This is a genomic window from Nocardia inohanensis NBRC 100128, from assembly GCF_001612945.1.
In the GTDB taxonomy this organism is placed as follows: Bacteria; Actinomycetota; Actinomycetes; order Mycobacteriales; family Mycobacteriaceae; genus Nocardia; species Nocardia inohanensis.
In genome coordinates this window covers 195979-220194 of record NZ_BDBK01000008.1, presented here as the reverse complement: position 1 = coordinate 220194, position 24216 = coordinate 195979, and the positions used below count along the sequence as shown (strand labels likewise).

27 protein-coding genes are annotated in these 24216 nt (G+C 66.5%); 16 read left to right on the top strand and 11 right to left on the bottom strand.

The window, feature by feature from the left end; translation table 11 throughout:
* Position 1 precedes the first annotated feature (1 nt).
* The 4 genes from nuoL (at position 2) to NI1_RS16770 (ending at position 5598) form a co-directional block, all read left to right on the top strand.
* On the top strand, positions 2–1891 hold the full coding sequence (gene nuoL, locus NI1_RS16785) for an NADH-quinone oxidoreductase subunit L (RefSeq protein ID WP_067821132.1): 1890 nt from the start codon (positions 2–4) through the stop codon (positions 1889–1891).
* Complete coding sequence (locus NI1_RS16780) at positions 1888–3504, top strand: NADH-quinone oxidoreductase subunit M (RefSeq protein WP_084523327.1); 1617 nt, start codon at positions 1888–1890, stop codon at positions 3502–3504. Before nuoL ends, NI1_RS16780 begins: the two co-directional genes overlap by 4 nt.
* Positions 3501–5138 carry an NADH-quinone oxidoreductase subunit NuoN gene (gene nuoN, locus NI1_RS16775; protein WP_245663259.1) on the top strand — a complete coding sequence of 546 codons (1638 nt, stop codon included), beginning with the start codon at positions 3501–3503 and terminating at the stop codon, positions 5136–5138. The genes NI1_RS16780 and nuoN overlap by 4 nt, the downstream gene beginning before the upstream one ends.
* Positions 5139–5274: 136 nt before the next feature.
* Positions 5275–5598, top strand: a complete 324-nt coding sequence (locus tag NI1_RS16770) for a hypothetical protein (RefSeq protein ID WP_067821122.1) — start codon at positions 5275–5277, stop codon at positions 5596–5598.
* Between the two features lie 64 nt (positions 5599–5662).
* Here the strand turns inward: NI1_RS16770 and NI1_RS16765 are convergent, their stop codons facing one another.
* Positions 5663–6505 carry an SMP-30/gluconolactonase/LRE family protein gene (locus NI1_RS16765; protein WP_245663258.1) on the bottom strand — a complete coding sequence of 281 codons (843 nt, stop codon included), beginning with the start codon at positions 6503–6505 and terminating at the stop codon, positions 5663–5665.
* Between the two features lie 267 nt (positions 6506–6772).
* Positions 6773–7675: an alpha/beta fold hydrolase gene (locus tag NI1_RS16760; RefSeq protein WP_067821119.1), complete on the bottom strand. Its 903-nt coding sequence runs from the start codon at positions 7673–7675 to the stop codon at positions 6773–6775.
* A gap of 154 nt (positions 7676–7829) precedes the next feature.
* Between NI1_RS16760 and NI1_RS16755 the strand changes: the two genes are divergently transcribed.
* The 4 genes from NI1_RS16755 to NI1_RS16740 all read left to right on the top strand — a co-directional run bounded on the left by NI1_RS16755 (position 7830) and on the right by NI1_RS16740 (position 10029).
* Complete coding sequence (locus NI1_RS16755; protein ID WP_067821116.1) at positions 7830–8684, top strand: SMP-30/gluconolactonase/LRE family protein; 855 nt, start codon at positions 7830–7832, stop codon at positions 8682–8684.
* 93 nt (positions 8685–8777) lie between these two features.
* Entirely contained in the window at positions 8778–9230 is a 453-nt protein-coding gene (locus NI1_RS16750) for an SRPBCC family protein (RefSeq protein WP_067821113.1), read from the top strand.
* On the top strand, positions 9227–9577 hold the full coding sequence (locus NI1_RS16745; protein ID WP_084523324.1) for an ArsR/SmtB family transcription factor: 351 nt from the start codon (positions 9227–9229) through the stop codon (positions 9575–9577). Before NI1_RS16750 ends, NI1_RS16745 begins: the two co-directional genes overlap by 4 nt.
* Positions 9578–9606: 29 nt before the next feature.
* The gene (locus NI1_RS16740) at positions 9607–10029 is read left to right on the top strand and encodes an SRPBCC family protein (protein WP_245663257.1); all 423 of its coding nucleotides are present in this window, start codon (positions 9607–9609) and stop codon (positions 10027–10029) included.
* 6 nt (positions 10030–10035) lie between these two features.
* Here NI1_RS16740 and NI1_RS16735 read toward each other — a convergent pair whose 3' ends face one another.
* The 3 genes from NI1_RS16735 to NI1_RS16725 form a co-directional block, all read right to left on the bottom strand.
* The gene (locus tag NI1_RS16735) at positions 10036–10854 is read right to left on the bottom strand and encodes an alpha/beta fold hydrolase (protein WP_067821107.1); all 819 of its coding nucleotides are present in this window, start codon (positions 10852–10854) and stop codon (positions 10036–10038) included.
* An 83-nt stretch (positions 10855–10937) separates the two neighbouring features.
* Entirely contained in the window at positions 10938–11489 is a 552-nt protein-coding gene (locus NI1_RS16730; RefSeq protein WP_067821105.1) for a carboxymuconolactone decarboxylase family protein, read from the bottom strand.
* Positions 11490–11575: 86 nt separating this feature from the next.
* On the bottom strand, positions 11576–12433 hold the full coding sequence (locus tag NI1_RS16725; RefSeq protein ID WP_245663256.1) for a helix-turn-helix domain-containing protein: 858 nt from the start codon (positions 12431–12433) through the stop codon (positions 11576–11578).
* A gap of 119 nt (positions 12434–12552) precedes the next feature.
* On the opposite strand from NI1_RS16725, the gene NI1_RS16720 reads away from it, so the two are divergent.
* On the top strand, positions 12553–12954 hold the full coding sequence (locus NI1_RS16720; RefSeq protein WP_067821098.1) for a GlcG/HbpS family heme-binding protein: 402 nt from the start codon (positions 12553–12555) through the stop codon (positions 12952–12954).
* Here the strand turns inward: NI1_RS16720 and NI1_RS16715 are convergent.
* Genes NI1_RS16715 through acpM form a run of 3 tightly spaced genes read right to left on the bottom strand, consistent with a single transcriptional unit; the run spans position 12943 to position 14580 of the window.
* Complete coding sequence (locus NI1_RS16715; RefSeq protein WP_218026763.1) at positions 12943–13818, bottom strand: MerR family transcriptional regulator; 876 nt, start codon at positions 13816–13818, stop codon at positions 12943–12945. The two genes, NI1_RS16720 and NI1_RS16715, sit on opposite strands and share 12 nt — an antisense overlap.
* Positions 13819–13837: 19 nt before the next feature.
* Complete coding sequence (locus NI1_RS16710) at positions 13838–14278, bottom strand: SRPBCC family protein (protein ID WP_067821095.1); 441 nt, start codon at positions 14276–14278, stop codon at positions 13838–13840.
* Entirely contained in the window at positions 14275–14580 is a 306-nt protein-coding gene (gene acpM / locus NI1_RS16705; protein ID WP_157535160.1) for a meromycolate extension acyl carrier protein AcpM, read from the bottom strand. Before acpM ends, NI1_RS16710 begins: the two co-directional genes overlap by 4 nt.
* An 86-nt stretch (positions 14581–14666) precedes the next feature.
* Here acpM and NI1_RS16700 point away from each other — a divergent pair, with 86 nt between their 5' ends.
* From NI1_RS16700 to NI1_RS38840, 6 genes are all read left to right on the top strand, one after another.
* The gene (locus NI1_RS16700; RefSeq protein ID WP_067821089.1) at positions 14667–15602 is read left to right on the top strand and encodes a MerR family transcriptional regulator; all 936 of its coding nucleotides are present in this window, start codon (positions 14667–14669) and stop codon (positions 15600–15602) included.
* 203 nt (positions 15603–15805) lie between these two features.
* Complete coding sequence (gene rox / locus NI1_RS16695) at positions 15806–17275, top strand: rifampin monooxygenase (protein WP_067822425.1); 1470 nt, start codon at positions 15806–15808, stop codon at positions 17273–17275.
* 162 nt (positions 17276–17437) lie between these two features.
* Positions 17438–18268: an alpha/beta fold hydrolase gene (locus NI1_RS16690; protein WP_067821086.1), complete on the top strand. Its 831-nt coding sequence runs from the start codon at positions 17438–17440 to the stop codon at positions 18266–18268.
* A gap of 57 nt (positions 18269–18325) precedes the next feature.
* Positions 18326–18685, top strand: coding sequence for a VOC family protein (locus NI1_RS16685; RefSeq protein WP_067821083.1), 360 nt, complete (start codon positions 18326–18328; stop codon positions 18683–18685).
* Between the two features lie 101 nt (positions 18686–18786).
* Positions 18787–19122, top strand: a complete 336-nt coding sequence (locus tag NI1_RS38845) for an SDR family oxidoreductase (protein ID WP_218026762.1) — start codon at positions 18787–18789, stop codon at positions 19120–19122.
* Positions 19123–19125: 3 nt separating this feature from the next.
* Positions 19126–19626, top strand: a complete 501-nt coding sequence (locus tag NI1_RS38840; protein WP_218026761.1) for a Rossmann-fold NAD(P)-binding domain-containing protein — start codon at positions 19126–19128, stop codon at positions 19624–19626.
* Here NI1_RS38840 and NI1_RS16675 read toward each other — a convergent pair.
* Together NI1_RS16675 and NI1_RS16670 are read right to left on the bottom strand one after the other, a co-directional pair.
* Positions 19587–20780 carry a DUF418 domain-containing protein gene (locus NI1_RS16675; protein ID WP_067822422.1) on the bottom strand — a complete coding sequence of 398 codons (1194 nt, stop codon included), beginning with the start codon at positions 20778–20780 and terminating at the stop codon, positions 19587–19589. The two genes, NI1_RS38840 and NI1_RS16675, sit on opposite strands and share 40 nt — an antisense overlap.
* A 148-nt stretch (positions 20781–20928) precedes the next feature.
* Positions 20929–22515 carry an FAD-dependent monooxygenase gene (locus NI1_RS16670; RefSeq protein ID WP_067821081.1) on the bottom strand — a complete coding sequence of 529 codons (1587 nt, stop codon included), beginning with the start codon at positions 22513–22515 and terminating at the stop codon, positions 20929–20931.
* Positions 22516–22605: 90 nt separating this feature from the next.
* On the opposite strand from NI1_RS16670, the gene NI1_RS39875 reads away from it, so the two are divergent.
* Positions 22606–23310 carry a TetR/AcrR family transcriptional regulator gene (locus tag NI1_RS39875; protein WP_067821078.1) on the top strand — a complete coding sequence of 235 codons (705 nt, stop codon included), beginning with the start codon at positions 22606–22608 and terminating at the stop codon, positions 23308–23310.
* Here the strand turns inward: NI1_RS39875 and NI1_RS16660 are convergent.
* Positions 23282–24211, bottom strand: coding sequence for a hypothetical protein (locus NI1_RS16660; RefSeq protein WP_157535159.1), 930 nt, complete (start codon positions 24209–24211; stop codon positions 23282–23284). The genes NI1_RS39875 and NI1_RS16660 overlap by 29 nt on opposite strands.
* Positions 24212–24216: the final 5 nt, after the last annotated feature.

The following is a 24216-nucleotide window of genomic DNA, read 5'->3' as shown; positions in this document are numbered from 1 at the left end:
CATGGATACCGCGCAGATGATGCTGTGGCTGCTGCCCGCTCTGCCGTTGGGCGGAGCCGTATTCCTTTTGCTGGTCGGCAAATACACCGACAAGTGGGGTCACTGGGTCGCGTCCCTGCTGGCGCTCGCGTCCTTCGGGGTCGCGGTGTGGGCGTTCACCGAAATGCTGGGGCGCTCGGATGCGAAACGCGCCGTGCACTACAGCCTGTTCGACTGGGTGCCGGTCAGCGGGTTGAAGGTGGACTTCGCTTTCCAGCTCGATCAGCTGTCGATGTGCTTCGCGCTCTTGATCACCGGTGTCGGATCGCTGATCCACATCTATTCGATCGGTTATATGTCGCACGATCCGGGGCGGCGGCGATTCTTCGCCTACCTCAACCTGTTCCTCGCGGCCATGCTGGTGCTGGTGCTGGCCGACAACTACCTGGTGCTGTACCTGGGCTGGGAAGGCGTCGGCCTGGCGTCCTATCTGCTGATCGGGTTCTGGTACGAGAAGCCCTCGGCCGCAACGGCCGCCAAGAAGGCGTTCGTGGTGAACCGGGTCGGTGACATGGGGCTGGCCATCGGTTTGATGGTCATGTTCGCGACGTTCGGGAGCATCGACTTCCAGACGGTGTTCGGAGCGGCGTCCCAGGCGAGCGAGGGCACGCTCACCGCGATCGGGCTGCTGCTGTTGCTCGGGGCCTGCGGTAAGTCCGCGCAGGTACCGCTGCAATCCTGGCTCGGGGACGCGATGGAGGGCCCGACCCCGGTGTCGGCGCTCATCCACGCGGCCACCATGGTCACCGCGGGCGTATACCTGATCGCGCGATCCAATCCGATCTTCGATCTGGCGCCGGGCGCGCGGGCGGGCGTCATGGCCGTCGGCGCGGTCACTTTGATCTTCGGTGCGGTGATCGGTTGCGCCAAGGACGACATCAAGAAGGCCCTCGCGGCATCGACCATGAGCCAGATCGGCTACATGGTGCTCGCGGCGGGGCTCGGCCCGGTCGGTTACGCCGCGGCCATCATGCACCTGCTCACGCACGGGTTCTTCAAGGCCGGGCTGTTCCTCGGCGCGGGCTCGGTCATGCACGCCATGAACGACGAAACCGATATGCGACGCTACGGCGGACTGCGCAAACTGCTGCCCATCACCTACGTCACCTTCGGGCTCGGATACCTTGCGATCCTGGGTGTTCCGCCGTTCGCCGGATTCTGGTCCAAGGACCGGATCATCGAAGCGGCGTTCGCGCACGGCGGCTGGGGCGGCATCGTCACCGGTATCGCGGCGCTGGCGGGTGCGGGTATCACCGCCTTCTACATGACCCGCGTCATGCTGCTCACCTTCTTCGGTGAGAAGCGCTGGCGCGAAGGCACGCATCCGCACGAGGCCCCGGTGTCCATGACCGGTCCGATGATCCTGCTGGCCATCGGATCCGTCGCCTCCGGCGCGATCTTCGCCTGGGGATCCTCGCTGGCGAACTGGCTGGAGCCGGTCGTCGGAGCGCATCACGGGGAGCCGGTCATTCCGGTCTGGGCCATCACCTTCTTCGCGCTCGCGGTCGTCGCGGCGGGCGTGTGGGTGGCCTACGACCAGTACGCCGGACAGGCGATTCCCGAAACCGCCCCGGCCGCATCGGGTCTCATCGAAGCCGCGCGCCGGGATCTCTACGGCGATGCGGTCAACGAGGCGGCGTTCATGCGCACCGGGCAGTACCTGACCCGTTCGCTGGTGTTCGTCGACAATCGCGGCATCGACGGGCTGGTCAATACGACGGCCGCGGTCATCGGCGGATTGTCGGCGCGGGTCCGGCGGGTGCAAACCGGTTTCGTGCGGTCCTACGCCCTGTCCATGTTCACCGGCGCGGCCCTGGTGGCTGCCGCCCTGCTGGCGGTGAGGTTGTTTTGAACGACTTTCCTTGGCTGACAACGCTGTGGGCGGCGCCCATGGTGGGGGCGGTGCTGGTGCTGTTGTTCCCCGCCGCGTGGCGGACCGCCGCCCGCGCCTTCGCGCTGATCGTGTCGCTGGGCACGCTCGGGGTGGGGATCTGGCTGGCTATCGATTTCGAGCCTGGCGGCGAGCACTACCAGTTCGTCGAATCGCATCAATGGATTCCGGCGTTCGGCGCGGGCTACACGCTCGGAATCGATGGCATCGCACTGGTTCTGGTGCTGCTGACCGCCGGACTGGTGCCGCTGCTCATCCTGGCCGGCTGGCAGGACGAGCGTTCGGTGGGCACCGGGCACCGGGTGACGCACTACTACATGGCCTTGACGCTGGTGGTCGAGTCCATGGTGCTGATCTCCTTCACCGCCTTGGACATCCTGTTGTTCTACGTGTTCTTCGAGGTCATGCTCATCCCGATGTACTTCCTCATCGGCGGGTTCGGGCCGCGCACCAGCGATCGGGCGGTGCGGGCGCAGCGGTCGCGGGCGGCGGTGAAGTTCCTGCTGTACAACCTGTTCGGCGGGCTCATCATGCTGGCGGCCGTCATCGGGCTGTACGTGCTGACCGCGCGCGAGAAGCTGGGCGTGGACGGCAAGGGCACCTTCGATTTCCGCGCCGTCATGGAGGCCGCCAACTCCGGGCAGCTCGGGGCCGGGCCGGCGGTGCTGAACGCGCTGTTCCTCGGCTTCATGTTCGCGTTCGCGGTGAAGGCGCCGCTGTGGCCGTTGCACACCTGGCTGCCGGATGCCGCCGTGGCCGCGACGCCGGCCAGCGCGGTGCTGATGATGGCCATCGTCGACAAGGTCGGGACCTTCGGCATGCTGCGCTACTGCCTGCTGCTGTTCCCCTCCGCCACTTCGACTTACGCGCCGTTCATCAGCGTGCTGGCGGTGATCGGGATCATCTACGGGGCGCTGCTGGCCATCGGGCAGACCGATGTGATGCGGTTGATCGCCTACACCTCGATCTCGCACTTCGGGTTCATCATTCTGGGCATCTTCGCGCTCACCACCCAGGGCGGGTCCGGTGCGACGCTGTACATGGTCAATCACGGGATCTCGACGGCTGCGCTGTTCCTGATCGCCGGATTCCTGGTGTCGCGGCGCGGAACCCGGCTCATCGCCGAGTACGGCGGGGTGCAGAAGGTGGCGCCGGTGCTGGCGGGCAGCTTCTTCATCGCCGGTCTGGCCACGCTGTCGCTGCCGGGGCTGGCGCCGTTCATCAGTGAATTCCTGGTTCTGATCGGCACCTTCACGCGCTACCCGGTGGCGGCGATCCTGGCGTCCACGGCGCTGGTGCTGGCCGCGCTCTACATCCTGTGGATGTACCAGCGCATGATGACGGGCCCGGTCAAGAAGGGCAATGAGCGGCTCTACGATCTGCTGCCGCGCGAAATGGTCGTGGTGGTACCGCTGCTGGTGGCGCTGCTGGTGCTCGGGTTCTACCCGAAGCCGGTACTGGACCGCATCGATCCGGCCGTGGCCAACACGCTCAGCACCATCGGGCAGCACGATCCGAAACCGGCGGTGCAGCCCGAAGCCGCTCAGACCGAAACCGGAGGTGCACACAAATGAGTGCAGGCTCTTCGCTGTTCGCCGCCGGAGCGGATATGCCGCTCGCGGCGGCGGTGCCGGCGCCGTCCATCGAATACCGGGACCTGTCGCCGATGCTGATCGTGTTCGGCGTCGCGGTGGCCGGGGTGCTGGTGGAGGCGTTCGCGCCCAGGGTGTCTCGTTACTTCATTCAGTTGGTTCTCGGACTGGGCGGTCTCGGTGTGGCGCTCGGCGCGGTCATCGGATTGCGCGGCACCCAGGAGAGCGCGGTGGTCGGAGCGGTCGCCATCGACGGCGTGACCTTGTTCTTGCAGGGGACCATTCTGGTGGTGTCGATGCTCGGACTGCTGTTCATGGCCGAGCGCCGGGCCGACCGGATGCCGATCCGGCGGGAAGGACCCGGCACCTGGAGCCTGACGGCCTCGCGCGGCGTGGATGCCTTCACCCCGCAGGCCGCGGCCACTCCCGGCAGTTCCGACGAAATCGCCGCCACCCGAGCCGGAATCGCCACCACCGAGGTCTTCCCGCTCACCATGTTCGCGGTCGCCGGGCTCATGCTCTTCCCGGCCTCCAATGATCTGCTGACCATGTTCATCGCGCTGGAAGTGCTGTCGCTGCCGCTGTATCTGCTGTGCGGATTGGCGCGGCGGCGCAGGCTGCTCTCCCAGGAGGCGGCGCTGAAATACTTCCTGCTGGGGGCGTTCTCGTCCGCGTTCTTCCTCTACGGGATGGCGTTGCTGTACGGGTACGCGGGGACGGTGCGGCTGGCGGGTATCGCCGACGCGGTCACCCGGGACAGCGGAAACTCGCACACCCTGGCGGTTCTCGGCGTCGCCATGCTGGCGGTCGGGCTGCTCTTCAAGATCGGCGCGGTGCCGTTCCAGAGCTGGGTGCCCGACGTCTACCAGGGCGCGCCCACCGCCGTGACCGCCTTCATGGCCGCCGCCACCAAGATCGCGGCCGTCGGCGCCATGCTCCGCGTGCTGTATGTCGCGGTGCCGGGCCTGCGTGATGACTGGCGTCCGATCCTGGCCGCCATCGCCATCGCCACCATGGTGGCCGGTGCGATCCTGGCCATCACCCAGACCGACATGAAGCGCATGCTCGCCTACTCCGCCGTCGCCCACGCGGGTTTCATCCTCACCGCACTGGTCGCGGCCAACACCGCCGGCATCTCCTCGGTCCTGTTCTACCTCGCCACCTACGGCGTCGGCACCCTGGGCGCCTTCGCCATCGTCAGCCTGGTCCGCGACGAAAACGGCGACGAGGCAACCTCTCTCACCGCCTGGGCCGGCATGGGCCGCCGCTCCCCCTGGCTCGCCACCATCTTGTCCCTGTTCCTCCTCTCCTTCGCCGGCATCCCCCTGACCAGCGGCTTCATCGCCAAATTCGCTGTCTTCCAAGCGGCCTCCTCCGGCGGAGCCACTCCACTGGTCATCGTCGGCGTAGTCACCAGCGCCATCGCGGCCTTCTTCTACGTCCGCGTGATCGTCCTCATGTTCTTCACCGACGCCCCCACCCCCGGCCCGACCGTCGTCTTCCCCACCCTCACCACCACGGTCATCGCCCTCACCGCCGCGGCCACCCTGGTCCTCGGCATCTTCCCGCAACCCCTGCTCGACCTCGCCGAGCAGGCGGCCACTCTCATCCACTGATCGACCCCATCAGGAAGGGCCGGGCATCCGCCCGGCCCTTCCTGTTTCGGTAGCCCTCCGCACTATCCTTCCCCACCCCGCCCGCGTCGCTTAGCGTTGAAACCAGCACCATCACGGCTTCCCTCGAGGAGGAGTCATGCGGCCGCAACCAGCCGCCATAGGTTTCCTCCGACACGACGTGTCGGGCGCTCGACAACAATGGGACGAGGCGCAAATTCGTCACCTCGCCGGCCGACTAGGTTACGACCTCTGCAAGACGCTCGTCCTCGGCCCTGACACCGATCGGCTCCTCGCTCGCGTCCGCACCGTCCTCACCCGGCTGGATGCCGAAGCCGTAATCACCCCCAGCCTCGAACATTTCGACGGTGAGGTGCCCGCCGACGTCATCAAGGTGGCCGATCTGATCACCGTCTCCCCAGAGAACACCTATGCCCGATGGCTCATCCCGCCGCTGGACTGAAGCCGTCGAACAAACCCACGAGAGTTATTCCCGCCGTATCGATTACGGTCCGATGTGTGGCGGCTCAGTTACCTGGACGATTGGTGACCGGGGTGAGGTCGATGCCCGGCGGCGGGCGCAGGCGACGCAGATTGCCGTCCATCGCGGTGGCGTAGAGCGCCCAGCCGTCGCCGTCGCGCGCGATGCGAACCGAACTGACGCCGTCCGGTGGCACCCGCGTCGCGGACGGTTTGATCAAACCGTCGATGATCGAACAGGTTTCGCCGGTGGCGGTATCGGTCCGGTAGATCGCACCGACCCCGTGATCGCCGAAGAACAGCAGCCCCGATCGCGTCGCCTCCATATCGTCGGGCAAAGCCAGCACCTTCGGCACACCGGTCACGAAGGTCGCGGCCTGCGGATTATCCAGCGGCACCCGCTGAATTCGCATGGTCAGCGAGCTCGCGTAAACCGCCTTACCGTCTTCCGACAGCGCCAGCCCGTTCGCGGCAGTCAGCGGCGCCCATCCCTTGATGTACTCACCCGTCGCGGGACGGTAGCGCGAAATCCCCTGCGAGGCACCGGTGAACGAACTGGTCGCGATCAGCAGGTCCCCATCGGGCAGCAACAACAGGCCATTGGCCATGCTCAACCCGCTGAGCAGCGAAACCAGCTCACCCGATTCCGTGTCATACCGATACAACTGCCCCGGAGCCGCCGAAAAATCGTCCCCGGTAACGAAGTACACGTACCGCCCATCGAACCGCACTCCCGCCGGATGATCGAACCCCTGCGCGACAGTCTCGACACCCCCGTCCGCGCCCACATGCAGCAGCTCGCCCGCAAGAATGGTGGTGACGTAAAACCCGCCCCGCCCATCCGAATCCAGATTCTCCAGCTCCCCGCGCCCGCTCATCACGGTGCTCACTTCCCACCCGGCCGAACAATCCGGCGCAAACGGCGAAGCCCCCGCATCCGGTTGCACCACAACGATTCCCGCAGCGACCGCAGCAACCAACCAGCCCGTTCGGAGCCGCCGGCTCCCCCTCTTGACACCTCGCACCACGTCAACGTATCAAGACCCATCCGCACCTGCCGACCGCCACCGAGCAGCCGGATCGGATGATTCCTTTGTCGGACGCGATCCGGGTGCTCAGTAATCCGCGGCCCACCGGCTGATCCGAGTCGTGAGCGTTCAGGTGAGTTGGTCGAGGATGGCCGCTAGTTCGCGGGCGTGGAACGTGACGTCTGTGTGGCCGGCGCGCAGGTCGTGGACGTCGAAGGGGTTGTCGGGGGTGAGGCGGTCGGCGTCTTCGATCATTTTGGTGGCCAGGGCCGGGGAGATGACGTTGTCGCGGGTCAGGCGAATGTAGGTGCGTGGGATTCGGCCCCAGGTTTGGGCGTCCACGCGGGCGTCGGTGAAGCTGGGTTGGGCCGAGTCCTCGTGTTGCATGAAGTAATTGAGGACGGTCAGGGTCTGATCCAGGGTGGCGTCGGGCATGTTGACGAGGCGGAAGTCCTCGAGGGCCTCGAGGTCGGCCGAACGCAAGTTGAATCGGATGATGCCTGGTGGCGGGGCGTCCAGGCCGAGGAACAGGGAGTGATTCGGGTTCGGGGCGGGGACGTCTTTCAGCGCTTCCGGGGTTTGGCTCAGGGCCATCGCATTCGGGGCTTCGGGGGTGGAGGGGCAGAAGGCGGATACGTAGACGATTCGATCGATGGCCTCGGGGATGGCATTGCCGACCAAGCCGAGGGTGATGCCGCCGAGGCTGTGGCCGACCAGGATGACCGGGCCGTGTCGCCGGACCTGGCGTACGGCGTCGATGACGTGGGAGACGTTGTCCTGCAAGGTAATCGCGGACATCGGCGAGGAGCCGGTGGTATAGGCGGGCAGGTCTTGAGGTGCTTGATAGGACACGGGGATCGAGGTTTCGAGGCCGTGACCGGGCAGGTCCACCGGCAGGCTGCGGTGGCCGAGCAGGGCGAGTTCGCGAACCACGGGCGTCCAGAAGAAGCTGTTGCTGGCCAGGCCGTGCACGAATACGAAGGTTGGTGCGGCGCTCTCGGTTTCCGTAATTCGATGAGCTGGTTCGGTCATGTCTCCCCCACTGCGATTTGACAGGTAATGGATTCGTTACCCGATTCGTGCCGCGGCCAACCGGCCGGTTATGGCTGATTCTGACGGACCGATGAAATCGTGACGAGTACGGCGTCTCTGTTGTATCGCGCATCGATCGAGTCGGAGGTGGCTTATGTCCGGGGTTTTGCTGGAGCCGAAGGTGCTGGTCGAGGGGCTGGCATTGGGTGAGTCGCCGCGGTGGCACGGGGGGAAGTTGTGGTTGTCGGATTGGGTGGCGGGGGAAGTGTTCAGTGTTGATGAGGTGGGGCGGAGGGTGGTGGAGTTCGGGGCGAAGGGGTTGCCGTTTTGTTTCGACTGGTTGCCGGATGGGCGGATGCTGATGGTGTCGAATGGGGACGGGCGGAGAGTTTTGCGGCGGGCGGAGGGTGGGGCTTGGGTTACGCATGCGGAATTGGGTGGGATCGATGAGCATGCGTGGAACGAGATCGTGGTGGATGGGCGGGGGAACGCGTATGTGAACGGGATCGGGTACGACATGATGGGCGGGGCAGAGCCGGGGCTGGGGGTGATCGCGTTGGTGACGCCGGAGGGGGCGGTGCGCGAGGTTGCCGATGGGATGGCATTTCCGAACGGGATGGTGGTGACGCCGGATGGCGGCACGTTGATCGTGTCGGAGTCGCACGCGAAAAGGTTGAGCGCCTTCGATATTCGGGCGGATGGGGAATTGGTGAATCGGCGGGTGTGGGCTGAGGTGGACGGGTATCCGGATGGGATCTGCCTGGATGCGGAGGGGGCGGTGTGGTGTGCGGCGATGGAGCGGTGCGTGCGGGTGCGGGAGGGTGGGGAGGTGCTGGCGGAGGTGCCGTTGGATCGCAGCGCGTTCGCGTGCATGCTGGGCGGGGTGGCGGAGCCGACGCTGTATGTGGTTGCGGCGCAATGGCTCGGGGCCGAGGGGATGACATCGGAGAACCGGACGGGGCAGGTGCTGGCAGTGCGGGCGCCGGCAACACGGGCGGGGCACCCGTGAGGATGTTCGAACGAATGCGCAACCAAGGGTTGCGCATGGCGTGACTGCGGGCTAGCTTTATATGCAACCAAACGTTGCATATGGAGGAATCCGATGGAGTTCGGAAGTATCGAACGTGAGATTCATGTCGACGCCTCACCCGAAGTGGTGTACGAGGTGGTCAGCAGCCCCGAGCACGTCTCCGAATGGTGGAGCGACGAAGCCGACTTCAAGCCGACCGTGGGGTCCGTAGGGGAACTGGTCTGGGGAGACCGGGTAGACGTTGCGGTCATGCGGGTGGTGACCGCCGACCCGCCGCGGCTGTTCGCCTTCCGCTGGTGCTATCCCGACAACGTCGCCGACGAGGTCGCGGACTCACTACTGGTCACCTTCGAGCTCACCCCCTCGGGCACCGGCACCCTGATCAAGATGACCGAGACCGGGTTCCGTGAGATGGGCTGGGAGGCGGCCAAATTGGAGGAGGTCTACCGCGACCACGACAACGGCTGGGGCATCTTCCTACCCCGGCTCGCGGAGTACCTCACGCGGCTGGTGTCGGCCAAGTGAACGCCACCGTCGACGACGACCTGTGGTCCGCGGTCGGAGATCCGACCCGTCGGCGGATGCTCGACCTGCTCCTGGCGGCCGGCGATGGCACGGCCACCAGTCTCAGCGAGCAGCTGCCGGTGACCCGGCAGGCCATCGCGAAACATCTCGCGGTACTCGACCGCGTCGGCCTGGTGCATGCCACGGCCACCGGACGTGAACGCCGATATCGGGTGGACGAAGCGCAACTGGCTCGCGCGGTGGCGCAATTGTCCGCGGTAGGTGAGGCCTGGGATGCCAGGTTGCGGCGCATCAAGCGGATCGCGGAAGCGATTCAGCGCCAAAAGGATCAGAACGCCGGAAAGTGAGAGATCGAATGGTAGACATCCTGCACAGAGTGGGCATCGTAGCCCCGGCCGCCGACGTGTACGCGGCGCTGACCACCGTCGACGGCCTGGCCGGGTGGTGGACGACCGACACCCGGGGCAAGCCCGGCGATATCGACGGCATCATCGAATTCCGTTTCGGCCCCGGCGGATTCGATATGAAGGTGGTCGAACTCGACCCTGATCAGCGGGTCCGTTGGGAAGTGGTGGACGGCCCGGAGGAATGGATCGGCACCTTCATAGATTGGAACCTCTCCCGCACCGGCGAATACACCATCGTGTTGTTCAAACATGAGGGCTGGCGTGAACCGGTGGAGTTCATGTACCACTGCACCACCAAATGGGGCGTATTCCTACAGAGCATGAAGGCGCTGGTGGAGACCGGGAAGGGCGCCCCGGACCCCCACGACGTCAAGATCAGCGACTGGCACTGACCGCGACTACAGCACCTCGCGCACTCGCTTGGCGAAGGACTCGGCATCCTCGGTGAACCCACCGTGCCCACCGGGGAACAACTCCGGCTCGATGCCGAGTCCGGCGGCCAGCGCCCGGGAGGTCCGGTCACAGTACTGGCCGGCCGAAGCATCACCGATCCCGATGATGATCCGGGCGGGTGCCGCACGCAGCGCATCGAAATCGGGATGGAATTCGACGGTGCCGTTGAATTCGTGCTCGAACCAGAAACGCTCACCTTCGACCACACGCGGATCGCGCTCGCCGCCGAACATCTGCTCGATCATGGAATCGGGAACGGAAATCCCGGTGAAGGCGAAGAACTTCCGCATGGCGGCGACCGGACCGCCGGTCGCATAGGTGGCGAGAATGTCGTCGGTGACCACCCGCATTTCGGCCCGGTCCTCGAGATATTCACGCACGGGCGGCTCATGCGCGATGAGGGTGTGCACCACCTCGGGATGGGTCAGCACGAGCGCGAGACCCGTCACCGCGCCGCCACTGGAACCGAATACCGCGGCCGGTCCGACACCGAGGTGGGTGATGAGCCGCGCCAGGTCGTCGGCCCGCAACTCGGGGGTGGAATCCTGGGCCGGATCGTCGAGTTCGCTGCGCCCGTGCCCGCGCGGATCCATGGTCAGCACGGTGTGATCGGTCGCCAGCGCGTCGGCGACGGCCGCGAACGGCGCGGCCTCCATGGGCGCTCCGACGAGCGCGATCAGCGGCCCGCTACCGCGGACCTCGTAGTAGAGGCGGCCATCGGGCACGGCCAAGGTTCCGGAGGTGACGGGGGTGGACGAGGTCATGGTTTCTCCCAGCGGGCGTACGGCACGGACACCACTACCGACGGTACGACCGCCGGGAATTCATCGCCGCGAATCGGCTTGGTTCACAGCGCTTTTCCAGGTTCCGGCAGCGCGCACACCATACCCTCCGCCATACCGGTGGGTCGCACGCCGAGCGCCTGGTTCAGCCGCGCCCGCTGGTTCTCCCAAGCGACCGCAGCCGCCAATTCGGCGACCTGCGACTTGGACAGCCGCTTCAGCAATTCGGTCCGCACCTCCTCGAGATCCAGCGCGGACGGCGTCACCGTCATCGCCTCGGCGAAGGACAACACCAGCTTCTCGAGCTCGGAGTAGGCCGCGCTGGTCTGATACTTGGGCAGCTCGGTGACCTGTGCTTCGGTCAAACCACTGTAATGCGCCAGCGTTGAACCGATATCGAGACAGAACTGACAATTCACCAGGGCAGCCGCCTTGAGCTCGGCCAGCTCCTTCAAATGCGGATCCAGTCGATTACTGAGCAGCAGCACCGTCTCGTAGAACATCGTCCCCAGCAACACCAGCGGCCGCCGGATCAGCCACCCCACCAGATCGGATTGATTCTTCCGGGCACGCCCGAAAGCCTTGATGTAGTTCCAGGTTCGAGTCATCGCTCGCATCGCGGGCCCCCTTGCTCGTCGAGTCTTCCTGTTCCAGATAGTAGGACGACCACGACACGTCGTAGTAGAGCTTCACCGGATCCGCGTCAGTGATCTGCGTCAACCGAACCGGCCCGCGCCGGCGCCGCGGTCGCCGACCACGAATTGAGGATCCGCAGCGCCTCCGCGCTCGCCGACCCGGCCGCAGCGGTATAGGTGACCAGCGTCTGGTCGGCGGCGGAAAGGACTTGAAGCACTTGCCAATCCAACTCCAACTCCCCCACCACGGGATGGCGCAGCCGCTTACGCCCACCCGCCATCGCCCGCACGCCGTGACCCGCCCACCACCGCCGGAAGTCGGCATCGTGCACCGACAACTCCCCCACCAATTGTGTGAGCCGCGCGTCCCCGGGCGTGCGCGCGGCCGCCATCCGCAATCGATCCACCGCCTCGGCCGCCACCTGCTCCCAATCCAGGAACAGCCCTCGCATGCGCGGTTCCAGGAACACCATCCGCACCAAAGCCCGCTGCTGCACCGGTATTTCGGCGAAATCCAGGAACAGCGCCGCCGCCGACGCGTTCCAGCCGATGATGTCGGTGCGCGGACCCAGCACCAGCGCCGGCGTCGGCAGCACGTCCAGCAGATCCCGCAGCGCGCCGCTCACCCGCGGCTCAGCGGACTTCCGACGCGGCGGCCGCACCCCCACCAGCATTCGCACATACTCGTGCTCTTCGTCGCTGAGCCGCAATGCCCGCGCGATCCCGGCCAGCAGATTCTCCGACGCCGCCGCGACCCGCCCCTGCTCCAGCCGCGTGTAATGGTCCACGCTCACCGCCGCCAGCATCGCGACTTCCTCGCGCCGTAATCCCTTGACCCGCCGCGGATTCCCGGCCGTGGGCAGCCCGGCCGCCTCGGGCGTCAAGGCGGCCCGTTTGGCTTTCAGAAAATCGCCGAGCTCACTCACATCGCCCAGTCTCGCACCCGCAGGCGGTCCCGTGCCTGGGGCTGTCATCCCCAGGCACGCCTGCCCCCGCCACGACACCGCCCTGGTTCGCCCGCCCGCACCGGCCCAAGCTCGATCCCATGACAACGATCGATCTCGATACCGCCAACCGTCTCGCCGCCATCGGGCACAAGACCGCTACCGCCCTCGGCGTCCCGATGAACATCGCCATCGTCGACGCGGCCGGTCATCTGCTGCACTTCACCCGCATGGATAACGCCCTGCTCGGTTCCATCGACCTGGCCCACCGAAAAGCCAAGACCGCCTTGCTGTTCCGTATGCCCACCGCCGCTCTCGGCGAGCTGTCCCGGCCCAACGGTCCCATCTACGGCATCGAAGTCAGCAATGACGGCTTGATCACCTTCGGCGGCGGCCTGCCTCTCGCGACCCCGGACGGCACCGTCGTGGGCGCGGTCGGCGTCTCCGGCGGCACCGCCGACCAGGATGTCGAGGTGGCTCGCGCCTGCCTGTCAGTTCTCTGAGCGGGCCAGCGCGTCGTACACCCAGTTGTGGGCTTGCCCCACGGTGAGCCGGGATCCGAGGAACTCGCTCGTCAGCGCCCAGTAGCGGTGGATCCGGTGGTCGGAATCGGTGGCGCCGGTCAGCAACCGTTCACGGAAGCCCGGGGTGTCGTATTCGCCTCGCGCGCCGGCGTGCGCCGCTACGTACCGATCGAGTTCGCCGCCGCCGCGCGGGCGGACGCCTTCCGACACCAGCGGCACCACCTCGGCCATCACGTCACCGACCTGGGAATAGAGCCCTCGAAGGTCGCGGATGCGTTCGGGTTGATGCCGGAAGAGTTGGTGTCGCACAGCGTTGTTCATGCCGGCGTCGGTAGTCAGCTCGGCCAGTTCGGCGTAAGCGACGACCTGCTCGACCGAGGGGTCGGCGGGCGGCTCCGGAATGTTCCACTCCAGCCACCCGTCGACTTCGCGTCCCGGTATCGGCGCGAGGATCTGCCGCCAGAACCGGACCAGGCAGTCATGGGCCGCGTCGCCGTCCTGCGCGGCGGCGAGCAAGGCAAGACGCCGTGACCGCTGCGCCGGGACGGCAGCCTCGACGGCGCGCAGTGCCGCACGCCGCCAACTCAACGCCCGGAATTCCATATCGAGCCGGTCGCTTTCGACGGCGACGGCTTCGGCAATCGACCTGTCGCCGCGCAGCACGCTCGCGATCGAATCGAGCCCCAGACCGAGCGTGCGCAGCCGGCGCACCAGCAACAAACGCTCGACGGCGCGGTCGGCCTCGAACAAACGATGCCCGCCCGCACTACGCGAGCACTCCAGCATGCCCTCATCGCAATAGAACCGGATGGTGCGCACCGGAAGCCCGGTGCGCCGCGCCAATTCGCCGATCCCTACCGACTTACCGATCGAGCACCTCGTGTAGTCGTGGAAAGCGATTCCGCCACCCCCGCTCCATGGCATTGCGAACCATCTTCTGCCTGCGATCCCCGATATCGAATCCGGTGTGCGTCAACAATAACCGCGTGCCGTGGCCCTGCGCCCGCATCGTCCAGTCCACCGTCCCCGCGCTCGGGCATTCGGCGCGCGGATTGGTCCAGGTGTAGGTCAACTGCTCCCGAGGCTCGAACGCGATGACCTCGCACTCGATCTCGTTGTGTGGATGGGACGGGAGCACGAAGATGAATCGCGTCCCCGCCGTCGCGATCATGCGGCTCGGCCGCATCAGCCACCGCTCGAGCAGATCCGGCACCGTCAAGGCCCGCCACACGGCCTCCAGCGGCTGTGGAAAGAAGCCCCCGATCTCGACCGCCGCCGGATCCAATCCGGGATCGGCGATCAATTCCCGTGTCCTTCCTTGAACTTGGTCTCCAATTCCGCCGCCAACTCCGGCTTCTCGGCCTCCATCTTCTGCACATAGGCCACCGCGTCCCCGACGGTTCGCAAGCTCGCCATATCCTCGTCCGGAATCTGCACCCCGTACTTGTCCTCCAACTGCACCGCGATCTCCACCAGCGACAGCGAATCGATCTCCAAGTCCGCCACGAACGACTTCTCGACTGTCACCTCCGCCGTCTCGATCCCGGTCACCTCCTCCACGATCTGCGCGATCCCGGCAACAATCTCGACCTGCGTGGTAGTCACGAACATCCCTTCCAGAACCAATCACGAACGCCCCGTTCGATTGCCGATACGCTAGGACCTCCAGTGGGGTGGAGGTTCAAGCAACTGTGACGGACAGCACACAACAGCCCGGTTTGCTGAGCATCGGCGAATTGGCACGCCGCACCGAGCTTCCGGTGCGCACGATCCGCTTCTATTGCGACGAAGGAATTCTCGAGTCGCACCGCAGCACTGGCGGTCACCGTCTTTTCGATGCCGATACCGCGACAGCACGACTCCTGCTGGTCCGGCGCCTGCGAACTCTCGGCCTGGGTCTCACCGCCATTACCGAAGTCCTGCAAGGTGAACGATCCATCGACGAAGTCATCGCCGCCGAAACCATCCGCCTGGATACCGAATTCAACTCCTTGGCGTGGCGTCGCGCGTCCCTGCGCGCACTCGGCTCGGCCGACCTCACCCAGCGCCCCGAACGCCTCGCACTACTGGCCGCAGCGCAGGACGGCACCGCCGCACACGATCGCCTGATCCAATTCTGGCGGCGCTTGCTAACCACCCTGACCGTGGCCGACTTCAATTTCTTCGCCTGCGGCAACATCCCCGAACCACCCGCCGACCCGTCGGTGGAGCAGATCGTCGCCTACGCCGAACTGACCGCCCTCGTATCCGACCCCGACCTGTACTACGCCATGGGCCAACAACTCTGGCGCACCCGACCGCAAACCATCCGCGACCGCCGAGCCCTCTTCTTCGACGTCGGCTGCCTCCTGGTCGAGGTAATCCCCTTCGTCGCCGCAAACACCCACCCCCACCCCGGCCCCGAACTGGACCGTTTCGTCGCCGCCCACGCCAAAGCCCGCAACGAACGCGATTCGCGAGAATTCCGAAACCACTTACTGGCCAACGCATCCGATGCCGACCGCCGCATCCGCCGCTACTGGACTTTGACCGCCGACCTGCTCGACACCTCCGCCACCGTCGGCCAAGCCCACCACTGGCTCTATGAAGCCCTCACCGGTCCCGACGAGGCCCAGGCCGACGTGTAGCGATGGGTTACACGCCCGTCGGCGCCTGGTGGGCATGAAGCCGAAGAGGTAACCGGCAATTCGGCCCGCGGAGAATCCCCCTCCCACTTCAACTTATATCGGACCCCGGGGCTTGCGGCAAGGGGCGGGGGATGCTGCACAATCGGCTGCCGAAGCCGGTACCTGCGGAAATCGATGAGATCAGATTGGCGGATGGGGTGTTCATGATTGATGTGATCGTTGCCGGTGGTGGGCCGACGGGCGTGATGCTGGCCAGTGAGTTGAAGTTGCGGGGTGTGGGTGTGGTGGTGCTGGAGAAGGAGGTGGAGCCGAGCAAGGTGGTGCGGGGGCTGGGGTTGCATGCGCGGAGTATCGAGGTGATGGATCAGCGGGGGTTGTTGGAGCGGTTTCTCGCGGTGGGGAAGCAGTATCCGCTCGGAGGGTTTTTCGCGGGGATCGCCAAGCCGCAGCCGGAGCGGTTGGACACCACGTATCCGTTCGTGCTGGGGATTCCGCAGCCGGAGACCGAGCGGTTGTTGCTGGAGCATGCCGGGGAGTTGGGGGTCGAGGTTCGGTACGGGTGTGAGGTGACCGGGCTGAGTCAGGACGGGCAGGGGGTGGATGTCGAGCTGGGTGACGGCACCACGCTGCGGGCGCGGTACCTGGTCGGGTGCGATGGTGGGCGCAGCACGGTCCGCAAGTTGGCTGGGATCGAGTTTCCGGGCGAGCCGAGCCGGATCGATACCTTGATCGCCGAGGTGGAGTTCACCGCGCCGGAGGCGGAGGTGACGGCGGTGGTGACGGAGGTTCGCAAGACGCAGTTGCGTTTCGGGGCGATGCCGCTCGGGGACGGGTTCTATCGCGTGGGTGCGCCGGCGGCGGAGGTGGCCGAAGATCGTGCTACGCCACCGACTTTGGAGGAGTTGAAGCAGGAGTTGCGGCGGTGGGGTGGAACCGATTTCGGTGCGCATTCGCCGCGGTGGTTGTCGCGTTTCGGGGATGCCACCCGCCTGGCTGACCAGTACCGTTCGGGCCGGGTGCTGTTGGCGGGCGATGCGGCGCACATTCATCCGCCGCAGGGCGGGCAGGGGTTGAATCTGGGCGTTCAGGATGCCTTCAACCTCGGCTGGAAGTTGGCGGCCGAGATCCAGGGCTGGGCTCCGGAAGATCTGCTGGACAGCTATGAGATCGAACGGCGCCCGGTGGCGGCGGACGTGCTGGAGAGCACGCGGGCGATGGTCGAGCTGACAACGTTGGAGCCGGGCCCGCAGGCGGTGCGGAGTCTGATGTCGAAGCTGATGGACTTCGACGAGGTGAACCGGTATCTGCTGGAACGGGTCATCGCGGTCTCGGTGCGCTACGACTTCGGCGAGGGGCATGAACTGCTCGGGCGGCGATTGCGGGATGTCACCTTGAAGGGCGGACGTCTTTACGAGCTCATGCGCGAGGGGCGCGGACTGCTCCTCGACCAGACCGGACGGCTTTCGGTTGCGGGCTGGGTGGATCGGGTCGACCACGTCGTCGATGTGAGCGAGGAATTGGAGGTGCCGGCGGTGCTGCTGCGCCCGGATGGGCATGTGGCATGGGTCGGCGCGGACCAACAGGACTTGGCCGATCATCTGGCCAAGTGGTTCGGGATGCCGTCACCCGAAGATGCTGACCGAGATCCCCGACCGTCACGGCCAACGCCGTAATCGCTTGGCCAAGGCGAACAATCAGGTGTGCGAACGGTCGGTACCGATCTACTGACCGTTCGCATCGACCTGAACTGACAAGTGGACCAGCCGCCTCAGCTGGCTATGTATATTAGGATGAAACCTAGGAATACTAGGTTTGTTGTTTGCTGAGGAGTACGAATGCGATCCGAAACCCTGCGTGTGCCCGGCGCGCACCTGTACTACGAGGTGCGCGGCACCGGCCCCCTGCTGCTGTTCCTGCCGGGCAGCGGCGGCGACGCGGCCATCGTCGATGCGATCGCCGACACGCTCACCGACCGGTTCACCCTGGTGGCCATCGATCCGCGCGGATATTCGCGCAGCACCTTGGACAACGGCCCCGAGGACCAACGCGTCGAGGTGCAGAGTGACGACGCCTACCGGCTCATCAACCATCTCACCGACGAACCCGCCTACGTCTTCGGTGGCAGCGGCGGCGCCATCGTCGGATTGGACCTGCTGGCAAGACATCCCGAACGGGTGCGCAAATTGGTCGCTCACGAGCCCCCGTGCTTCGCGATCCTGCCCGATGCCGCCGTGCAGCGAGCTTTCGTGGACGAGGTCTATCACCTGTTCCGCACCGATGGCGTGGCCGCTGCGGGCGCCCGGTTCGTCGAGGGCATCGGCGGCACCATGGGATCGATGCCGAATCCGGCCGATCTTCCGCCCCGCGCCGCCGCGATGATGTCCCGCCTGTTCGCCAACGCCCCGATCATGATGGAACACGAACTGCGCCAATTCACCTCACACCTGCCCGATATCGCCGCCCTCGCACCGGTGACCGACCGCCTGGTCCTGGCTTCCGGCCGCGAAACCGGCACCCACCTCCCGGCCCGCCCCGCTGCGGAACTCGCCGCGCGACTCGGTATCACCGTCACCGAATTCCCCGGCGGCCACAGCGGATTCACCGACGAGCCCGTGGCCTTCGCGAACCTGCTGGTCGAAACGCTGCTCTCCCCCGTGGTGACCTGACGCGCGCACGCTCCGCACATTCGGGATCGGCGGCCCCCGCCTTGCTACCGTCGGCGCATGATCAACGGAGCGCACACCATCCTCTACGCCTCCGACGCCGATCGGGCGCGCGCCTTCTTCCGCGATGTGCTGAAATTCCCGAACGTCGACGCCGGCGGCGGCTGGCTCATCTTCAAATCCCCACCCGCCGAGCTGGCCGTCCACCCCGCAGCCGCACCCGAAAGCGGCGCCGCCGGAATCTATTTCATGTGTGACGACCTGGAATCCACCATGGCGGACCTGCGGGCCGCGGACGTCGAGTTCACCGCCGAGGTCACCGACGCCGGATGGGGCTTGCTGACCAGCTTCCTGGTGCCGGGCGCGGGCGAGGTCGGGCTGTATCAACCTCGCCATCCGGTCGCCTACGACCTCGCCTGAACGACCCCGACCGTGTAAAGGAATCGTGCAGATCCGTTCTGCACGTACGATTTTCGGGTATCCCTGAGCACGGTTCGGGCACAAGGTGAAGGCGTGGGCGAATGATTCTGATAACGGGCGCGACGGGCAATATCGGTGCGGAGCTGGCACAGACGCTGGCGGGCGGCGACGAACCGGTACGTGCGGCGGTCCGTGACCCGCGGCGCGCGATCCTGCCCGAGGGCATCGAACCGGTAGCCGCTGACCTGACCGCACCCGATTCGCTAACCCCGGCCTTCGACGGCGTCCGGGCCGCGTTCCTGCTCCCCGGCTATCCGGGCGTGGCCGAGGCGGCGGCGCGCGCCGGTGTCGAACACATCGTGCAGCTCTCGGGCGTTTCCGCCGGCACCGGCGATGCCGGCAACGCCATCTCCCGCTACATGATGGCCTCCGAGTAGGAGGTGCAGCACTGCGGGGCTACCTGGACCATCCTGCGCCCCAGCGCATTCGACTCCAATGCCCTGCGCTGGCTCCCGCAGCTGCGCGAGGGTGACGTCATCCGGGTCCCCTTCCCACAGGTCCGCACCGCCAGCCTCGACCCCTACGATCTGGCCGCGGTCGCCGCATACGCGCTGCGCGACAAGGCTTTCCACGGTGAGGTCCTGTTTCCGACCGGTCCGGAATCGCTGCTGCCCGCCGAACAGGTCGCACTGTTGGCCCGCGTCCTGGATCGTGATCTCGAATGCGTCGGCCTCACCGACGAGCAGGCCCGCGCCGACATGCTGAAGACCACCCCGGTGGAGTACGTCGACGCCTTCTTCGATTTCTACGTCGGCGGCGCCATCGACGAATCGGTGGTCCGCCCGACCGTGGAGCAGATCACCGGTCGCGCCCCGCGCACCTTCGCCCAGTGGGCCACCGTTCACGCCGAGGATTTCCGCCAGGCGGGCACCGACAGATAGGTCGCCGCCCGCAGCACCCACTCCACCGGCCCGTAGGCGTGCCGCCGCAACCACCACACGCTCAGCCGGACCTGGCCCGCGTAGATCACCACGGCGATGGCGGCCACCCCGATCGGCGGCACCCGATCACCCAGCCCCAGACCGTATCCGGTGTAGACGAACATGAAGACGATCGATTGCGCGATGTAGTTCGAGGCCGCCATCCGCCCGGCCGGTGCGAGCAGACCGATCCGATCCGCCCAGCGCGACCGCGTCAACCACACGATGCCCGCCACGTATCCGAGCGTCAGCAGTGGATTGGTGAGCTCTTGCAGCCCATACCAATACGTGGGCACCCCGCCGTGCAGACTCCACAGCACGATGGTGACCAGCGCGATCGGCAGGCCCACACCGAATCCCAGCGCCAGCGCCCGCGGAGTCCAGCGCCGCAGGAACTCCGTGTCCTCGAACACCCGCCGTTTACCGGCTGCCATGCCGATCAGGAACATCCCGAACGCGGGAATCCCCTGACCGACCCAGGTGAAGAGGATGAACACCGGCGCGGTCGCCACCTGGGCGTGGAAGGTGTCGGTGAACCCGCCGGTGAATCCGTCGCGCAGGCGAGCCACGTCCAGTACCTCGCCCAGCCCCGACATATCCCCCGCATCGGCGGACGGCAGGAACGCCAGCGCCATGAACAGCGCGTACAACACGAGCCCGGTGATCAATGCCGTCCGCGCCCGCAACTTCCGGAACAGGATGAGCAGCACGCACAATCCGGCGTACAGCGTGAGAATGTCGCCCAGCCAAAGCAACAGCACGTGCGCGAGCCCGATCAAGAGAAGCATCCCGCTGCGCCGTAGCAGTCGCGGCACCGCACGCGCCCCGGCCCGCTCCGCCGCCGCGATCTGCAAGGTGAACGAGTATCCGAACAGGAACGCGAAGAGCAGATAGAACTTGCCGAGGAACAACCCCTCCAGGATCGCGTACCCGAAACGATCCCAGCCGCTGTCGAATCCGAACGTCACCTCGCTTCCGCCGCCGTGGAGGGAGATGAGCATGGTCAGCACGACGGTGTTGGTGACGAGAATGCCGAACAGCGCGAACCCGCGCAGCGTATCGACCTCCCCGATGCGCCGCCCGGCGGCGACTGAGGACACGGCCTGAACGGACATATCGTCACGGTACGGTCGCCGCCGCACCCGCCACATCGGCCTGGGGAGCGCAAATCCATTCGACCTCAGCGGTATTGACAGTCATCCTCGGGGATGCCGCATGATTGCGGCCGATGCAACCGTGCGGCGCGGGCAATCGCACGAGCGCTCACTTGCCGGGGCGATGGGGTTGTGCGAGCAGGTGATCCAGCAGGCGGGCGAGTTCCTGGCCTGGAGCGGTGGCGGATTCGGAGGTGCGCCAGGCGACGACATGGTCGGGGCGGACCAGAACGGCACCCCGTGCGGAGATGCCCAGGCTGCCGATCCAGGCTTCGTCCGCGGCCGGGATGCGGCGCACGGTGAGATCCGGGAGTTGCTCGGCGGCTCGGGCCCACTCCTCGTCGGCGGTGAAGACGGTGAATCCCCGTCCGATCAGGTCCAGGGTCGATACGGTCCGGTCGTCGTGTGTGACCCAGCGATGCGGCAGCCGGGAACCGGGCGTGCCGTCCAGCACGAGCGAAACATCCTCGGTGGAGGGCAGTTCGGGATCGGAACCGATGACCGCCGCCGAGTCGTAGCGGTACCCCAGATGCACCACCGGTGCGTTCAGCACGCCCTTCGCGATCCGCTCGGCGACCGTCTCGGCGCTGTTGTCCCAGTGCAGGCGCGGGTCGGACGAGCGCAGCAGGGCTTGATCGAAGGTCATCCGGACCACCGGTTCTCGTTCGGCGGCATAGGTGTCCAGCAGTGCCGGCCCGGCCTGGCCGTGCTGTACGGCCGCGATCTTCCAGGCCAGATTGTGCGCGTCGGCGAAGCCGGTATTGAGCCCGAACGCGCCGATCGGCGGCACGGCGTGCGCGGCGTCGCCGACCAGGAAGACCCGGCCGGAGCGGAAGCTGTCGGCCAGGAATCCGCGCGGCCGCCACGGCAATACGCTCAGCAGTTCGACCTCCGCCGCCGCGTCGCCGATGGCCGCGCGGATCAACTCGATGCACCGGGCGTCAGCGAAGACCGTCTCGTCGGCGGCCGCGACATGCAGGATCCATTCCTTCTCACCGTCGACGGTCACCAGCATCCCGGTCACGCCCGGGTTCTCGATATTGCAGGTGACGAACTGGCGATCGTTCAGGTACCGGGCAAGATCGGCGCGGAACAGCATGCTCACCATGGGTTTTCCGAGCGCGCCGGGTCCGCTGGTGCCGATGCCGAGGTTCGCGCGCACCGTACTGCGGATGCCGTCGGCACCGATCAGGTAGTCCGCCTGCACCGTCTCCCCGCTGTCGAGCACCGCATACACACCGGCCTCGTCCTGGGTCAGCGACACCAGCCGGGTCGAATACCGCAGCTGCGCACCGCGTTCCCGAGCGGCGGGCAGCAGCACCGAATCCAGCCGATGCTGCGGGCAGGTGCCGCGGGTGCGACCCGGGCTCACCTCGTCTCTGCCCCACGCCTTATGTGACGGCGCGACCACCGGCATCGCACCGAAATCGGTTTCGGCGAGGCTGCGCGCGTACACCTTCCCGAGTCCCGCGCCGACCATGTCCACGCTCACCGCGTTCACGGCCTCTTGTAGCCCGAGCGCCCGCAGCATCTCCATGGTGCGTGACCCGAGCCCGGTCGCCCGTGGATGCGTGGACGGCCCCGCCTGCGCCTCCACGACGAGCGGCGGCACTCCTCGATCCGCCAGGAACAACGCCGCCGCCAATCCGACCGATCCACCACCGGCGATGAGCACCGGAACTCGCTTGTCCGCCATCACAACTCTCCTTATGGATACACCGTAGCCGTTCTGGTTACACCGTAACCACAGTGTTAGGCTGTGCGCAATCGACAGGAAAGGACGCCGATGACCGACCCGCAGCTGGTGTGGAGCAAAGACCGACGCGTGCCCGCTCGGCAGGCCCCCAGCGTGGATCGCATAGTGCGGGCCGCCTCCACGGTGGCCGATGCCGAAGGGCTGACGGCGGTATCGATGCGCCGGGTCGCCGCCGATCTGGGTTCGGGCACGGCCTCGCTCTACCGCTACGTGGCCAATCGTGACGAACTGCTGGATCTGATGATCGATGCCGCCCAGGCCGAGTTGTCGCTGCTGGAACTCTCCGGCGATTGGCGCGCCGACCTGTCCGAGCTGGCGGCACTGATGCGCGCCATGCTGCTGCGGCACCCATGGCTCGGCCCCGAGCTGTCGGGTCGCCCGGCCTTGGGCCCCAACGCTTTACGCCGCTACGACCTGGCCCTGGCCGCTGTCGCGCCGCTCACCTCGGACCCCACCCTGGCCTCGCAGATCGTCTCGACGGTGCTGTCCTATGTCTTCGGCGCGGTCAGTCAGGAGCTCGCCGAGATACGGGTGCAGCAGCGCACCGGCCTCACCGAGGAGCAGTGGCGGGCCAGCGTCGGACCGTATGTCCGCGCGGTCATCGAGAGCGGCGAGTACCCGCATCTGACCCGCCGGGTGATCGAAGCCGAGGATCCCGAACCCGCCGACCAGTTCGCGTTCGGGCTGGCATGCGTGCTCGACGGTGTCAGTCGCGCCGCTCAGCCGCGGCGATGATCATCTTGCCGAGTTCCCCGGCGAGCCCGTGCTGCTCGGCTACCCGGGTGATGGCCTCGATCTTCTCGTCATCCCACACCTCGAGCTCGGCCATGCGCAGCTGATTCTGCTCGGACATGGCCGTCGCGATCGGAATCAGCTCCGCCCAGGCGCTCTCACGATGCGCGGTCTCCACCATATGGGTCAGGATCTCGTCGTCCATTTCGGCCAGGGTGTTCCCGACCCGGGCGAGCGTCTCGGTGCTGAGGAACTGCATGAAGGTCAGCGCCTCGACCACCCGGTCCTGCTCGTAGCCGGCCAGCAGGACCTCGCGAATGCGTTCCTCCGGCAGCGCGGCCATGACGACCTCGAAGCGGTCCGATACCGCGTCCAGTTCGGCGTTGAACGCCACCAGCAGCATGTCCTCGCCGGAATCGAGGTGCGGCAATACCTCCAGGAGCTGCCGGTCGGTGGCGGCGACCAGGAACCGCGCGAGCGTCACATAGTCCTTGCGCCGCAGCATCTCCCGCATGACCGGGACCATCACCTCGGTATCGAGGGAGCGGATGATGGGGGTGGCGGCGTCGGGATCCACGTGCGGGGCCAGGTCGGCCAGGAAACGCATGGGCACGTGACCGATCAGGGCCTGTGCGCGCTCCGGGCTCAGCGAGGGCGCGATCATGCCGCACAGCACCGGGCCGAAGAATCGCGTCGCGATGGTGACGGCCAGCGGATTCGGTATCAGCGCACTGGTTTTGGCGAGGCGATCGAACATCGGCCGATGCTCGGCATCCAAGCCCTTGTGCATGCCGCGGCGCACCTGACGCAAAGCCTGCGGGTCGGATTCCAGTAGAAACGCCAGATCCTCGGGCGCGGTGTGCAATTCGCGCGCCAGCTTCACCACTTCCGCACGTGCCGCCAAACTCG

Excerpts from the sequence above, each read along its gene's own strand:
- NI1_RS16760 (WP_067821119.1), bottom strand. The coding sequence starts at position 7,675 with ATGACCGAACCAGCTCATCGAATTACGGAAACCGAGAGCGCCGCACCA.
- NI1_RS16720 (WP_067821098.1), top strand. The coding sequence starts at position 12,553 with ATGACAACGATCGATCTCGATACCGCCAACCGTCTCGCCGCCATCGGG.
- NI1_RS16685 (WP_067821083.1), top strand. The coding sequence starts at position 18,326 with ATGATCAACGGAGCGCACACCATCCTCTACGCCTCCGACGCCGATCGG.
- NI1_RS16770 (WP_067821122.1), top strand. The coding sequence starts at position 5,275 with ATGCGGCCGCAACCAGCCGCCATAGGTTTCCTCCGACACGACGTGTCG.
- NI1_RS39875 (WP_067821078.1), top strand. The coding sequence starts at position 22,606 with ATGACCGACCCGCAGCTGGTGTGGAGCAAAGACCGACGCGTGCCCGCT.
- rox (WP_067822425.1), top strand. The coding sequence starts at position 15,806 with ATGATTGATGTGATCGTTGCCGGTGGTGGGCCGACGGGCGTGATGCTG.
- NI1_RS16670 (WP_067821081.1), bottom strand. The coding sequence starts at position 22,515 with ATGGCGGACAAGCGAGTTCCGGTGCTCATCGCCGGTGGTGGATCGGTC.
- NI1_RS16730 (WP_067821105.1), bottom strand. The coding sequence starts at position 11,489 with ATGCGAGCGATGACTCGAACCTGGAACTACATCAAGGCTTTCGGGCGT.
- nuoL (WP_067821132.1), top strand. The coding sequence starts at position 2 with ATGGATACCGCGCAGATGATGCTGTGGCTGCTGCCCGCTCTGCCGTTG.
- NI1_RS38845 (WP_218026762.1), top strand. The coding sequence starts at position 18,787 with ATGATTCTGATAACGGGCGCGACGGGCAATATCGGTGCGGAGCTGGCA.
- nuoN (WP_245663259.1), top strand. The coding sequence starts at position 3,501 with ATGAGTGCAGGCTCTTCGCTGTTCGCCGCCGGAGCGGATATGCCGCTC.
- NI1_RS16750 (WP_067821113.1), top strand. The coding sequence starts at position 8,778 with ATGGAGTTCGGAAGTATCGAACGTGAGATTCATGTCGACGCCTCACCC.
- NI1_RS16735 (WP_067821107.1), bottom strand. The coding sequence starts at position 10,854 with ATGACCTCGTCCACCCCCGTCACCTCCGGAACCTTGGCCGTGCCCGAT.
- NI1_RS16755 (WP_067821116.1), top strand. The coding sequence starts at position 7,830 with ATGTCCGGGGTTTTGCTGGAGCCGAAGGTGCTGGTCGAGGGGCTGGCA.
- NI1_RS16690 (WP_067821086.1), top strand. The coding sequence starts at position 17,438 with ATGCGATCCGAAACCCTGCGTGTGCCCGGCGCGCACCTGTACTACGAG.
- NI1_RS16675 (WP_067822422.1), bottom strand. The coding sequence starts at position 20,780 with ATGTCCGTTCAGGCCGTGTCCTCAGTCGCCGCCGGGCGGCGCATCGGG.